Annotated in this window: 16 protein-coding genes; 10 read left to right on the top strand and 6 right to left on the bottom strand. The window is 35.1% G+C overall.

Annotated elements, in window-relative coordinates; all coding sequences use genetic code 11:
* Window positions 1-3 precede the first annotated feature (3 nt).
* Together P256_RS02230 and P256_RS02225 are read right to left on the bottom strand one after the other, a co-directional pair.
* Window positions 4-621, bottom strand: a complete 618-nt coding sequence (locus P256_RS02230; RefSeq protein ID WP_023272057.1) for a glutathione S-transferase family protein — start codon at window positions 619-621, stop codon at window positions 4-6.
* Between the two features lie 8 nt (window positions 622-629).
* On the bottom strand, window positions 630-1,778 hold the full coding sequence (locus P256_RS02225) for a porin (RefSeq protein ID WP_023272056.1): 1,149 nt from the start codon (window positions 1,776-1,778) through the stop codon (window positions 630-632).
* 198 nt (window positions 1,779-1,976) lie between these two features.
* Here P256_RS02225 and P256_RS02220 point away from each other — a divergent pair, with 198 nt between their 5' ends.
* From P256_RS02220 to P256_RS02185, 8 genes are all read left to right on the top strand, one after another.
* Window positions 1,977-2,987, top strand: a complete 1,011-nt coding sequence (locus P256_RS02220) for an MsnO8 family LLM class oxidoreductase (protein WP_023272055.1) — start codon at window positions 1,977-1,979, stop codon at window positions 2,985-2,987.
* A gap of 20 nt (window positions 2,988-3,007) precedes the next feature.
* Window positions 3,008-4,348 carry an LLM class flavin-dependent oxidoreductase gene (locus P256_RS02215; RefSeq protein ID WP_023272054.1) on the top strand — a complete coding sequence of 447 codons (1,341 nt, stop codon included), beginning with the start codon at window positions 3,008-3,010 and terminating at the stop codon, window positions 4,346-4,348.
* A 10-nt stretch (window positions 4,349-4,358) separates the two neighbouring features.
* Entirely contained in the window at window positions 4,359-5,345 is a 987-nt protein-coding gene (locus tag P256_RS02210; protein WP_023272053.1) for an ABC transporter substrate-binding protein, read from the top strand.
* Complete coding sequence (locus tag P256_RS02205; protein ID WP_023272052.1) at window positions 5,345-5,890, top strand: GNAT family N-acetyltransferase; 546 nt, start codon at window positions 5,345-5,347, stop codon at window positions 5,888-5,890. The genes P256_RS02210 and P256_RS02205 overlap by 1 nt, the downstream gene beginning before the upstream one ends.
* On the top strand, window positions 5,887-6,798 hold the full coding sequence (locus P256_RS02200) for an amino acid ABC transporter permease (RefSeq protein ID WP_023272051.1): 912 nt from the start codon (window positions 5,887-5,889) through the stop codon (window positions 6,796-6,798). The genes P256_RS02205 and P256_RS02200 overlap by 4 nt, the downstream gene beginning before the upstream one ends.
* Window positions 6,795-7,565: an amino acid ABC transporter ATP-binding protein gene (locus P256_RS02195; RefSeq protein ID WP_023272050.1), complete on the top strand. Its 771-nt coding sequence runs from the start codon at window positions 6,795-6,797 to the stop codon at window positions 7,563-7,565. The genes P256_RS02200 and P256_RS02195 overlap by 4 nt, the downstream gene beginning before the upstream one ends.
* 18 nt (window positions 7,566-7,583) lie before the next feature.
* Window positions 7,584-8,726, top strand: coding sequence for an amidohydrolase (locus P256_RS02190; RefSeq protein ID WP_023272049.1), 1,143 nt, complete (start codon window positions 7,584-7,586; stop codon window positions 8,724-8,726).
* Window positions 8,727-8,814: 88 nt separating this feature from the next.
* Entirely contained in the window at window positions 8,815-9,300 is a 486-nt protein-coding gene (locus P256_RS02185; RefSeq protein WP_023272048.1) for a hypothetical protein, read from the top strand.
* A 1-nt stretch (window position 9,301) separates the two neighbouring features.
* Here the strand turns inward: P256_RS02185 and P256_RS02180 are convergent, their stop codons facing one another.
* From P256_RS02180 to tusD, 4 genes are read right to left on the bottom strand one after another with little or no spacing between them, the layout of a single operon-like run.
* Window positions 9,302-9,613 (bottom strand): TusE/DsrC/DsvC family sulfur relay protein, encoded by a 312-nt coding sequence (locus tag P256_RS02180; protein ID WP_023272047.1) that lies wholly within the window; start codon window positions 9,611-9,613, stop codon window positions 9,302-9,304.
* Between the two features lie 8 nt (window positions 9,614-9,621).
* Entirely contained in the window at window positions 9,622-9,906 is a 285-nt protein-coding gene (locus tag P256_RS02175; RefSeq protein ID WP_023272046.1) for a DsrH/TusB family sulfur metabolism protein, read from the bottom strand.
* 5 nt (window positions 9,907-9,911) lie between these two features.
* A complete protein-coding gene (locus tag P256_RS02170; protein ID WP_023272045.1) occupies window positions 9,912-10,262 on the bottom strand; it encodes a hypothetical protein in 351 nt (116 codons plus the stop codon).
* 21 nt (window positions 10,263-10,283) lie between these two features.
* Complete coding sequence (gene tusD, locus P256_RS02165; RefSeq protein ID WP_023272044.1) at window positions 10,284-10,652, bottom strand: sulfurtransferase complex subunit TusD; 369 nt, start codon at window positions 10,650-10,652, stop codon at window positions 10,284-10,286.
* Between the two features lie 519 nt (window positions 10,653-11,171).
* Here tusD and P256_RS02160 point away from each other — a divergent pair.
* Together P256_RS02160 and P256_RS02155 are read left to right on the top strand one after the other, a co-directional pair.
* Complete coding sequence (locus P256_RS02160; RefSeq protein WP_023272043.1) at window positions 11,172-11,675, top strand: type 1 periplasmic-binding domain-containing protein; 504 nt, start codon at window positions 11,172-11,174, stop codon at window positions 11,673-11,675.
* Window positions 11,676-11,689: 14 nt separating this feature from the next.
* Complete coding sequence (locus P256_RS02155; protein ID WP_023272042.1) at window positions 11,690-12,298, top strand: hypothetical protein; 609 nt, start codon at window positions 11,690-11,692, stop codon at window positions 12,296-12,298.
* Window positions 12,299-12,500: the final 202 nt, after the last annotated feature.

Raw genomic sequence — 12,500 nt, 5'->3', positions numbered from 1 at the left:
ACTTTACAGCGTATAAGCCACCTTTTCAAAACTGGGGCGTTGGCGAATGTTTTGAATCCACGCTTCAAGGTGTGGATGGGTTTCACGCTCTATATTAAAGTTAAACCAATGGTGTAGTGCAAGCCCTAATGGAATATCTGCAATACCAAATTTTTCACCAGAAATATAAGGCTGTTTTATCAGTAGAGCTTCTAAAACAGCCAAATGCTTTTCAATTTCTTGAATAATTGGTGGTAAAATTTCGATACGTTGCTGCTCAGGTGGTGTACGCACCAATTCATAAAAAATAATAGTAAATTTAGGAAGTAAGGTGGTGATATACCAATCTAGCCATTGTTCTGCTTGAAAGCGTCGTTGTGGGTTAGCAATCCAAATTTGTTCCTTGCCATAAACCTCTGCAAGATAGCGCAAAATAATTTGTGATTCCCATATCGATGTATATTCATCTTCTAACAATGGAATAAGACCATTGGGATTTAACTTTAAAAACGCTTCGGTATGAATAATACCAAACGCTTTCCCTGCAGGAATATGTTCAAAAGGCAGGTTAAGTTCATGTGCAAGCCATAAGACTTTTTGTACATTGAGTGAATTTGCTCTTCCATAAATTTTAATTGTCATGATGTTCCTTAATAATCAAATCTGAGTCGAAGTAATGTTAGGTCTGGGGTGTTTACAGTATCAGATGTAAAATAATGTTCGACATCTAATCCTAGACCATATTTAAATTTAATTGCAGTACCAATGCCGACATTATTTTGTTTGAAATTTCGGCCATTAATATACTTGAAGTGTGTTTCTAAAATATATGGTCTAATATTTTCTATCGCATATTGGTGAATATCGAATTTATAACCTGCATAACTTTCTAAGCCAAATGTTTCACTGTTATATGCTGTTTGAGTAATATTACTATGGGTAGGCAATAGGTTTTTAGTATAGTTTACTCCTAGACTAATTAACCAATGGTTGTCGATATAAAATAAAGATGAACCAATGAGATGACCATTATATTTTTTTTGCTCGTTAGATGTATTGTTATTCAACTTTCCACTATTATATTGGTAAGCATTTGCCCATGAAAAGTTTGGTGTAAAGTGATACTCAGTTGCAAACTGTAAGCCATAGTTACGTTTAAAGGTAGATTGAGCATCACTTGTATTGGTGTCTTTAAATAAATAGGCACTATAAAAATCGAGCTTTTTATAGGACTTTTCATAGCGAAGAGTTCTGTTGGCTGCACCTGTACCATCAAATGCAGATTGATTGGAAAAATCTAATGGTTGTGCAATCGGTGTATAATCTGCAAGGTCTGTTTTAACTCCCACAACATCATAGAATAAATCATTGATTTTACCGAATTTTAATGTACCAAATTGGTCATTTTTAATGCCTACATAGAGTTGGTTTGCAGTCAGTGTAGAATCTGATTTATTGTAACGACCATGCCATCTTAAAATTTTTGGATAGTTAATATAGGTCTCACTACCAATAAGAAAGTGTAAATCATTAGAAAATTTATAATCAGATCCAAGGCTAATTTTACTAAAGGAGTTATAGCCATCACGTCTATATTTGAGAGCATCATTGGTGTTGTTATACTCGTCAAAAATTAAACTTTGCAGTCTAAATGAGCCAGAGGATGAAATTGTTAAGTGATCATTATTGGTAAATAAATTACTCTCATTGTAAACCACTTTATCTGCATAGCTATGAGACCCGATTAAAAATAATGAAATATAAATAAGATGAAATCGGCGATTTCTTTGAGTTTGCATTATAAATGAATTTCCAAATGTTTTTTAAAATCTAATTTGAGTTACTTGATTTGTTAAATAAGAAGAAAATATTAAGATATCAATTATAAGACTAAAAAACCTATTTTATATTTTAATATAAATAACCGTTATTTTATTATTTATCATTTTTCAAAAAATCTATTTAAATTATTTAAAACAGCTATTTTTAAAAAAATCATGTCATTTAAATATAATATAAGTTTTCTAGATAAATGCCCAGTTGCTAAAAATGAATCTGCTGAACAAGCATTTCAAAATACCTTAGCAATGGTAAAGAAACTTGAAAACTTAGGTTTTTCTCGCTATTGGCTTGCCGAACATCATGCATCTGAGCAACATGCAAGTCCCTCACCAGAACTACTTATTGCATGGCTGATTGCGCAGACCAAAACAATTCGTATTGGTTCTGGTGGTGTGATGTTACAGCACTATAGCCCATATAAGATTGCTGAAAATTTTAATATTTTGGCTGCATTGGGTGAAAACCGTATCGATCTTGGTATTGGTAAAGCACCTGGCGGTATGCCAATTTCTACCAAAGCATTACAACATGCAATAAATACCAATGAGAAAGGGACATTTGAAGATCAGTTACAGCTTTTAAATGATTACCTTGAATGTAAAAAAAATACAGAGGGAGTTGCAACAGTTCATCCACAAGCCAAAAACTCTCCTGAGTATTTTTTACTTGGTGGAAGTGAGGAAAGTGCAACTCTTGCTGCTCGTTTTAATTGGAACTTTGTATTTGCTGCACATTTAAATGGGAATCGAGAGCAGCTTAAAAAGTCTTTACAACGATTTAAACAGTTGTCTCCTCAAGGTGTGGCAATCATTGCAGTACAAATAATTATTGCAGACAGTGAAAAAACGGCTTCTAAGTTGGCGAAAGACCTAGAAGTTTGGACGCTTGAATTGGATGATGGGAAACGCTTTAAAGTCTTAAATGAAGCAATGGGACATGCATTTGCACAGCAAGCAGGCAAAACAATCATTTCTTTGGTGAAAGAACCCCTGACTGTTTTAAAAGGTACAGCACAACAAGTTGTCGCAGCACTTGATGAATATTATGAAGACTTCCTTGTTGATGAATTCATCTTAGATATTCCTTTGGCTGATCACCAACAACGACAGCATATCTTAGATTTACTGACTGAACATTTAATAGAAAAAAAGCGTGCTGTTGCATAGCAAAATAAAAAGGAAATGAAATGACGACGAATAAAAGACAAATCCATTTTGGAACGATTTTACAAGGTGCAGGTGGAAATATGTCTGCATGGAGACATCCCGATGCAATTGCAGATGCCAGCATCAATCTTGATTTTGTGAAGAATATTGCCAAACAGGCAGAGCAAGCAAAATTTGACTTTGTATTTATTGCCGATGGTTTATATATCAATGAAAAATCGATTCCACATTTTTTAAATCGCTTTGAGCCAATTACGTTGTTGTCTGCATTAGCAAGTGTTACTCAAAATGTTGGTTTGGTGGGTACAGTTTCAACGTCGTATAGTGAACCGTTTAATGTTGCACGTCAGTTTGCGAGTTTAGATCATATTAGTGGTGGGCGAGCAGGATGGAATGTTGTAACCACACCGTTAGAAGGAACATCTAAAAACTTTAATAATAAGCCTCACCCTGAACATCAGCAACGTTATGAGATTGCAAATGAATATTTAGATGTAGTGAAGGGTTTATGGGATTCTTGGGAAAAGGATGCATTTGTACGTAATAAGAAAACAGGTCTATTTTTTGATAAGAATAAATTACATGCGGTTGAGCATGCAGGTGAGTACTTTCAAGTCAATGGCCCATTAAATATAGAGCGCACACCGCAAGAGCGACCTATTGTATTTCAAGCAGGCGCTTCAACAAGTGGCCAAGAACTTGCTGCTAAGCATGCAGACGCAATTTTCACACATCAGCATCGTTTAGAAGAGGCACAGGCATTTTATAGCAGTGTTAAAGGGAAGTTAAAAAATCATGGACGAGCAGAAGATGACCTTTTAATTTTTCAAGGAATAGGCGTACTTATTGGTGAAAATGAAACTGATGCTGAACAACAGTATCAACAAATGGCTGAATTGGTGTCAATTGACAATGCTTTAAATTATTTAGGTCGGTTTTTTGAGCATCATGATTTTACGCAGTATGACCTTGATGCACCATTCCCCGATGTAGGATCGCTTGGTCAAAATAGCTTTAGAAGTACGACTGATGAAATTAAGCATATTGCTCAGGTGAATCATTATACGCTTCGCCAAACTGCCTTAGCTTCAGCAACGCCAAAACCTCCTTTTATGGGTACGGCGATACAGGTTGCAGATCAGCTTGAACATTGGTTTAACAGTCGTGCTGCCGATGGTTTTATTATTCAAGGCACAACACCGAATACTTTGACACAGTTTATCGATCATGTTGTTCCAATATTGCAAGCGCGCGGTATTTATCGAACAGAATATTTCGGTACGACCTTACGTGAAAATCTACAGTTGCCTTTGCCTGTTAATCAATTTGAAAAAAGCATTCCACAAGAAAAAATAGCCTAAGAGAACTCACATGACATTAAGATTTTATAAAAATATTTTATCTGTAAGCATTATAACAGTTGGTTTAGCTTTAGTCGGCTGTAGTAATGGTCATACAGACAATAATTCAGCAAATACACCAACATCATCTAAACCACTGACATCTGAGCAAAAGGTGCTTCTTGAAAATATGACACCGATTGATACAGGGGTGAATCAGGCTGCAATTGCAAAAATTCCCAAAAATTATAACTTTGTGAATCCTGGTTATTTAACGATTGGAACATATGCAGGTTCACCACCGATTGCAGTGATGGCACCTGATAATAAAACAGTGATTGGAACAGAGGTCGATATTGCGCGCTTAATTGCAGATAGTCTTGGTTTAAAGCTTAAAGTGGTTGTTAGCTCATGGGAAGATTGGCCACTAGGGATCAGTAGTGGTAAATATGATGCTGTTTTGGCCAATGTAACAGTAACAAAAGACAGAAAAGAGAAGTTTGATTTTGCAACATATCGCCAAGATGTTTTGGGTGTGTATGTTCCTGATAATAGTCCAGTCAAGAAAATTGAAAATGCAGATGATATTGCAGGGCTTAAAATTATTGTGGGTGCAGGAACGAATCAAGAAAAAGTACTGCTGACATGGATTGAAGACAATAAGAAAAAAGGTTTGAAGCCAGCACAGGCTCTTTATTATAACGATAATGCATCTGCGAGCTTAGCATTGCAGTCAGGTCGAGCAGACGCAATTTTAGGGCCAAATGCTGTATACGCATGGCAAGCACTCAATGGCGCAAAAATTCATTTAGCTGGCTTAATTAAAGGTGGGTGGCCACGCCGTGCAGATATTGCAGTCACAGTGAAAAAAGGCAGTGGTTTGGCTGAACCGATACAAATTGCCCTTCATGGAGTCATTCAAGATGGTAAGTATGCTCAGGTACTAAAACGCTGGGGTGTGCAAAAAGAAGCTGTGGAAGACTCTGAAGTGAATCCACCGGGTTTAGGAGATCAGTAATGACAGCACAATTTACGCAAACATCGATTGCAGCTGCGCATGTGCAGCCATTATTGGATGGATTATTTCAAGAGTACTTTGAAATTTATCATCAAGTCTTATCAGACCATGGAAAATTGGCAGCATACCAAGACAAGCAGCATCATGAACGATATGAGTCTGAGGTGTTGTATCAACCACCCTATGGATTATTTGTGACTTTAAGCAATGGGAAGCAAATTATTGCGATGGGGGCATACAAACGCTATGACCATGAAACAGCGGAATTAAAACGTATATGGACACATCCTAAATTTCGAAAGCAAGGCATTGCAGAAAGTATGGTTTTAGAGCTTGAGAGACAAGCAAAAGATGCTGGATATAAGAAGATATATCTTACAACTGGGTTTAAACAAATTGCAGCGGTAAAACTATATCTGGCATTGGCATATCAGCCTTTGTTTCAATTAAATCGTGAGTTTAATTTTGACCATTATGGTGAAGACCCTTATGACGGTAGTTTACCATTTGAAAAACTCTTAGTCAGAGAGGATGCCATATCATGAGTATACAATATCAAATCGTTCCTTATAAAAAACCATGGCGTTGGATTGGGCTAGGATTTTCCATATTTATTTTATTTACTGTATTACAGTCTGTATTTTTTAATGATAAATGGGGGTGGGTAGTTTTTCGACACTGTTTTTTTGATCCTGCCATTTTAGATGGGCTACTGATCACTTTAAAGTTAACTTTTTCCGCCATGGTTCTCAGCTTTATCTTTGGTGGGGTTGTTGCCATGATGCGGTTGTCATCATCATGGCTCGTGAAAAGTTTAGCATGGGGCTATATTTGGTTATTTCGCTCTTTGCCCTTGCTGGTTGTACTCATTATTTTATATAACTTTTCGTATTTATATGAGAGCATCTCGCTCAGTATTCCTTTTACACATATTTCTTACGGTCATTACAAAACGGTGAATGTACTTGACCAGTTTATGACAGCGCTGATTGGATTGACCATTGTACAAAGTGCATATACGGCGGAAGTTATTCGAGGTGGAATACAAGCCGTTGACCGTGGTCAAGTTGAAGCATCAATGGCTTTGGGTTTGTCTTGGTGGCATAGAACCACACGTATTATTTTTCCTCAAGCCATTCGTAGTATTTTGCCTGCGATTATTAATGAGTGTATAAACTTGTCTAAAGGTACGGCAATAGTCTATGTATTGGCGATGCCTGAGCTTTTTTATACAGTACAAATGATTTATAACCGTAATCAGGATGTTATTCCTTTACTGATGGTTGCCGCCGTTTGGTATACCGTGATTACAAGTATATTTTCAGTTGCACAATATGCAATAGAGCGAAAGATTCAGCAAACTTCAAAAGTATCTATGTTTAATTTTAAACCATTTGTTTTATTTAAAAGAACACCTCCTATTCACTCAGCTTTAATTAGAGAAAAATCATGACAGCATCTCAAGGACAGATCCAAGTAAACCATGTTGTTAAACAATATGGACAGCATATCGCACTGAATGATGTTTCTTTAGAAGTACCTGCAGGCTCGGTGACTGTAATTATTGGCCCATCAGGTTCAGGAAAGTCGACTTTATTAAGAACAATTAATCATTTAGAAAAATTAGATGATGGATATATACAAATTGATGGTGATTTTATTGGGTATCGCCAAAAAGATGACAAGTTATACGAGTTAAAAGAAAAAGAGATCTTAGAGCAACGTAAATCTATTGGTTATGTATTCCAAAATTTTAATTTATTTCCACACCTGAGTGTTCTACAAAATATTATAGAAGCACCAGTTGCACATAAGCTATTAAGCAAATCAGATGCAATTAAAAAAGCTGAAGATTTACTTGCGCTTGTAGGTTTAAAGGAAAAGATACATGCGTGGCCAAGCGAGTTGTCTGGTGGTCAACAGCAGCGTGTTGCCATTGCACGCGCTTTGGCATTAGATCCTAAAGTGATTTTATTTGATGAGCCTACCTCTGCATTAGACCCTGAGCTTGTGGGAGAAGTTTTAAGCGTGATGAAAAACTTAGCAGGACTCGGCAAAACAATGGTCATCGTTACACATGAAATTGCATTTGCAAGAGAAGTTGCAGACCGTATTGTATTTATGGACCAAGGGCAAATTGTTGAAACAGGAACAGCGGCCGAAGTATTGTCTTCACCCGTGGAAATAAGAACAAAAAAGTTTTTAGCAAGTGTACTTTAGGTAGTGAGAAAGATTGTTATGACCAAGCCTCTTGAAAATGATTTACATCAGTTCTTCTATGACTTACATCAGCATCCAGAGTTATCAAATAATGAATTTGAAACAACTCAAAAAATTAAAAAAGCTTTAGATCAACATCATATTAAGGTCTTAGATTTACCTTTGAAAACGGGTTTAGTGGCTGAAATTGGTCAGGGTATTCCTTTTATTGTTTTACGAGGAGATATAGATGCTTTGCCAATTCAAGAACAGGTAGATGTAAGTTATACCTCTAAAAATGATGGTGTCATGCATGCTTGTGGTCATGACTTTCATGCCACTGCAATGTTAGGCACTGCAATTTTATTAAAAGAAAGAGAACATACGTTACAGGGTACCGTTCGTATTATTTTTCAAGCAGCCGAAGAGGTTGGGACAGGTGCTTTAGATGTGATTCGTACAGGTGTATTGGATCAAGCAGAGGCAGTTTTTGGGATTCATAATGATCCGACATTAGTTTCAGGTATCATTGGTTGTAAGGAGGGTGCTCTTACAGCGGGTGTAGATCGTTTTGCGATTCGTATTCAAGCAAAAGGAACACATGCTGCACGACCACAAGATGGAAATGACCCGCTTATCGTCGTTGCGCATATCATACAAGTTTTTCAAACAATTATTAGTCGACGTATTTCTTCAGATGAAAATGCTGTGGTGTCTTTAACTCAAGTACATAGCGGAACAACATGGAATATTATTCCCGATACTGCATTTTTAGAAGGAACTGTACGTAGCTTTAATACACAAACACGCCAACTTATAGAAAATGAAATTCGACAAATATTAAAAGGTATAGAGCAAACATTTGCTGTAAAAATTGATTTAGATTGGCAAGCAGGCCCACCTTCTGTTACGAATGATTCAATATGGTCAAATTTTGCTTTACAGGTTGCAAAAGAGAGTAACTTACAATATCGAGAGGTTGAAAAGAGTCCTATTGGAGAAGATTTCTCTTTTTATCAAGAAAAAGTTTCTGGTGCATTTATTATGATTGGTTCTGGTGGACCTTATCCATTGCATCATCCAAAATTTAAAATAGACACTAATATTGTATTTCCAAGTGCTCTTTATTTATCTAATTTGGCAGAAAGTGCACTCGGATTCTTACAGAAGAAAAGAAAATAGAACAAAAAGGTACTGTCTAATTCGTTGGATTTTTATGTTTTTGTGTTAACTTAAACGGAGTTTTATAAATACTTAATAAAAGGCGCATATGAAGCAATTATTCACAGCAAGTCTATTGCTTATAAGCTCGACAATCATTTTTGCTGCAAATCCAGCCCCAATAGTCAAAAATAACCCTTCATCTGTGAATAATGCGAATACAGCAGATGATATAACCATAGTCACTCGTCCTGTTATTTATGGGCTATGGGGAATGGAAGTTCCAAACAATAAAAAATGTACGGAGTTTTATAACTTTAAAACGGCAAATCAGCTTGTTATTAATAGTGCTGCTGAATGGGCAACGGGGGTATATGAATACCAACCATCGCCTGATAATGATATAAAATCAGGCGCATTAGCGATTCAAATGAAATTTGATAATAATCAATCAGATTGCTCGGGACATAGAACTGAGCTGAACTCAGATGTTTCTCAATACTATATACATTGGAAAGACCAAAATAGTATTCAGTTTTGTACGTCTGCCGATGGCGATCATTGTTTTGCCAATTTAAAACGTATTCTTCCTTAAACTAAAGGCAGTTTGCAGGTTTAGGTACACCAGCAATTCGACTCAGTTGGCGTGCGACTAAACCTGTATTGAATGCTTGTTGAAGTTGAATATTGGTAATGTCACTATCTACAGTTTTAATTAAAAATTTAATTAAAGGTCGAGTTGCGGGTGAATATCCAAATTGTTGATGAAATGCACGCACGCCGTTTAATACTTTAAAATGCCAATCGCTCAGTTGAATATCTAAACCATTTGCCAACTCTTGTGCAATAGTCTCATTCCAATCGGTGTAGTTGATCAAGTGACCATCTTGATCGAGTTCTAAATGCATAATTTTCTCTAATTTAAACGTATACAGTGTTTGCTTTGTAATATTATTTTAGCAAATTGCTGGTAATCAATAAATTTTAAGTTTGAAGGTAACATTTCCATATTTACAAGGAGTTTATCTGCTTGAAGAACATATACATTTTCAAATATGTGAAGTGAAGATGAATTATAGTGTAAAGCTGCCTCTCCCATAAGAATAATAGGATCAGTTTTATCTGCAATTTGAGATAAAGAAGATAAGTGTATCTGAGTTTTTAGATAATCACTTTGTATTAAATAAATTTGATTTTCCATATAGATTACCAATATAAGACATGGTTAAATTTTTTCAGGAACTCTGAAGTGAGTTCGATATATTCTACATTTTGTGATGTCTGTTGAACGAATGGGTCATTTTTGTCTTTTTCTTGGACGTAGATAGGGTCTATGTCATAGAATTCAAAACTTTCTCTCATGTTTGATCCAAATTTAAAAGCATACTCTTGCTTATTAAAATGTAATTCATCTTGTAGTAGGGAAAGTGCTGCATCTTTGAATACAATAGTTATATTACTACCAAAAGTAGCTAAGACCATAGCAACAGATAAACTCTCATTGGTTTGCAATTGAGTGATGTTCGCTTGCGTTAAAATAATTAGTATTGTCTTCATATAAGTATCTTTTAAACTTTATCAGAATTGTATTACACGATCACTCGATTCAATTGCACCTGCCAACTCTCCAAGCCCAACAAGTTCAAATGACTCTGCAAGATTGGACTGTGTAAGCTGATGGCGTATTGCATTATCTTGATCTGTAATTCCTCTATTGAGTGCTGCACTAACACACACAGGAAGACGAATATTGAGTTTCTGCCATTCGTGTGTGAGATTGCGTTGATCATCTGGAAGCCAAGTTAATGCATTCGCAACATATACAGAATCTTGATAAAAAAATACGCTAAAAGGTGCATCTTCTTTTTTTAAAGCTTGTGCAAGCCCTAATGCATGCCATGCAATTATTGAAGAAGGTGAAGAGGTCATTAAAATGAGTGTACTCATAAATAGTTAGCCATTTGTCAGACTTGTGCATTAGGCACATCAGTAAAAATATAAGTATACAATTATAATCAATAAATGAAACGTGTATGGGCATAGGACAAATTTACAAAAACTTTATGTATGTGAAAGAAGTTGTAAGTTATTTAAAAAAACTATAAGTATTTTTGATTAAAAATGGTGCAATTAAAATTAATTTGACATATTTTGCCAAGTAAAAATAGTTGAAATATAAAGTATTTAAAAGTTAATTTAATAATATTTTAATAATTTATAGATATTTTTTGGTTATCTCAACTTGATTTTTTATAGTTAATAAATAAGATATTTTTTGACTATTATTTGTTCTTTTATGCTCTTTTTACATTTAGAAATATAAAAATAATTATGCTACAAGTATGGTGGAAATTAAGATTTCTTTAATATTTGTGGAGATTCTAGCTAATTTTTTTTTAGGAAAAAAACATATTATCAAATTTAGATAAAACTTTTATCTAACTTGATAAATATGGGGATTTTTAATTGTTTAAAATTAATAAATTGGCTTTAATTTTAGCCTCAACACTTGCTTTGGGAAGTACAGCGACTTTTGCTGATGATTTGATTGATTATGATGGGAAACCTGAACAAAAAGTGATTTATCCTGTCAATGGAAAATCAGGGTTTGTATTTAATAAACTGAGTCAAGTTTTTAAAACAAGTTCTCAAGGGTATAACACAATTATTGTAGATAGTAGTAACTCATTATCTAGCTATCAAGTTTCACAAATTAAAAATTATCTAGAACAAGGTGTTACCATTATTATTGATGCTAAAGCAGGAATGGGAACTGCTCAGGCTGTGGCACAGAAAATTGCAGGGTTTTCGGTAAATTCAGAAGCCATTATGATTAAGAAAAGTAGTGGTAGTGCAGGTGGTTATGATGTGACGCCTGTTTCCTCAAGTGTATATTCTGACTCTAAAGCAAGTATGAGTGATGGTAGTGCACATGTATCTAATACAGTAGATGATGTATTTGGTTTATAAGAGGGGATATCACAATGAAGATTAAGCATATTATATTATCCATTCTTGCATTAACATCTACTCATATTTTTGCCGATGAATGTAAGTATCCAAATAATGAACCATTATTGATTGATGACGGTTCACAAAGAATTATACAGCAGCAGGCACGAAATACTTGGGATGATTGGATTTGGCGAGGACAGTCATTTCAGTGTCCATCTACAGGTACGCAGAATTGTCAGTATCAATGGAGCCAAGCTCAAACTACAGGTTATAGTTGGGCTGTTGGAGGCACTTTAAATTTTGATAAAATTCCTGTAATTGGAAAATATATGCCTGCTAGTATTAATGGCAGTTATAGTCATAATCAGAGCGTTACAACAACATTTGGATGGAATATTACTTTAAATCCAGGTTATTCAGCACAGCCAATTCAAGTAGTAACACGCCGTTGGATGAAAGGTGTATATAAAGGCGCTTGGGTAAATGATGGTGGAAGATGTAATGGTGAAAGCAAATGGGCACCAAGCATTCGTCCAGATAGAACGAGTATGTATAATTGGGATCCCAATCGCATAGCAACAAGTTGGTCAACTAATGCTGCTATACGAACCTACGCAACATATCATGTATATAAGTAGTATATGTATTTAGAAACCACTCTTTAAGGGTGGTTTTTTATTGCGATGACAAAGCTAATAATTATTTAAAAATTAAGTGAATCATGCTATATATTGTTAACTAATATTTAAACAATAAAATAATAAAGAAGATATCAAATGAATAGTAATAAGTTTATTGTTCAAGTAGTCTTAGTTAATAATTTAAGTGATTTAGGTCACA

The sequence above is a fragment of the Acinetobacter nectaris CIP 110549 genome, from assembly GCF_000488215.1.
Lineage (GTDB): Bacteria > Pseudomonadota > Gammaproteobacteria > Pseudomonadales > Moraxellaceae > Acinetobacter > Acinetobacter nectaris.
The sequence above is the reverse complement of the archived record's forward strand: the minus strand, read 5'-3'. Positions and strand labels throughout refer to the sequence as shown.

What these genes read in the sequence shown, in the direction of transcription:
- P256_RS02190 (WP_023272049.1), top strand. Translation starts at nt 7,584, where the DNA reads ATGACCAAGCCTCTTGAAAATGATTTACATCAGTTCTTCTATGACTTA.
- P256_RS02200 (WP_023272051.1), top strand. Translation starts at nt 5,887, where the DNA reads ATGAGTATACAATATCAAATCGTTCCTTATAAAAAACCATGGCGTTGG.
- P256_RS02155 (WP_023272042.1), top strand. Translation starts at nt 11,690, where the DNA reads ATGAAGATTAAGCATATTATATTATCCATTCTTGCATTAACATCTACT.
- P256_RS02230 (WP_023272057.1), bottom strand. Translation starts at nt 621, where the DNA reads ATGACAATTAAAATTTATGGAAGAGCAAATTCACTCAATGTACAAAAA.
- tusD (WP_023272044.1), bottom strand. Translation starts at nt 10,652, where the DNA reads ATGAGTACACTCATTTTAATGACCTCTTCACCTTCTTCAATAATTGCA.
- P256_RS02195 (WP_023272050.1), top strand. Translation starts at nt 6,795, where the DNA reads ATGACAGCATCTCAAGGACAGATCCAAGTAAACCATGTTGTTAAACAA.
- P256_RS02210 (WP_023272053.1), top strand. Translation starts at nt 4,359, where the DNA reads ATGACATTAAGATTTTATAAAAATATTTTATCTGTAAGCATTATAACA.
- P256_RS02205 (WP_023272052.1), top strand. Translation starts at nt 5,345, where the DNA reads ATGACAGCACAATTTACGCAAACATCGATTGCAGCTGCGCATGTGCAG.
- P256_RS02180 (WP_023272047.1), bottom strand. Translation starts at nt 9,613, where the DNA reads ATGCATTTAGAACTCGATCAAGATGGTCACTTGATCAACTACACCGAT.
- P256_RS02170 (WP_023272045.1), bottom strand. Translation starts at nt 10,262, where the DNA reads ATGAAGACAATACTAATTATTTTAACGCAAGCGAACATCACTCAATTG.
- P256_RS02185 (WP_023272048.1), top strand. Translation starts at nt 8,815, where the DNA reads ATGAAGCAATTATTCACAGCAAGTCTATTGCTTATAAGCTCGACAATC.
- P256_RS02215 (WP_023272054.1), top strand. Translation starts at nt 3,008, where the DNA reads ATGACGACGAATAAAAGACAAATCCATTTTGGAACGATTTTACAAGGT.
- P256_RS02175 (WP_023272046.1), bottom strand. Translation starts at nt 9,906, where the DNA reads ATGGAAAATCAAATTTATTTAATACAAAGTGATTATCTAAAAACTCAG.
- P256_RS02225 (WP_023272056.1), bottom strand. Translation starts at nt 1,778, where the DNA reads ATGCAAACTCAAAGAAATCGCCGATTTCATCTTATTTATATTTCATTA.
- P256_RS02220 (WP_023272055.1), top strand. Translation starts at nt 1,977, where the DNA reads ATGTCATTTAAATATAATATAAGTTTTCTAGATAAATGCCCAGTTGCT.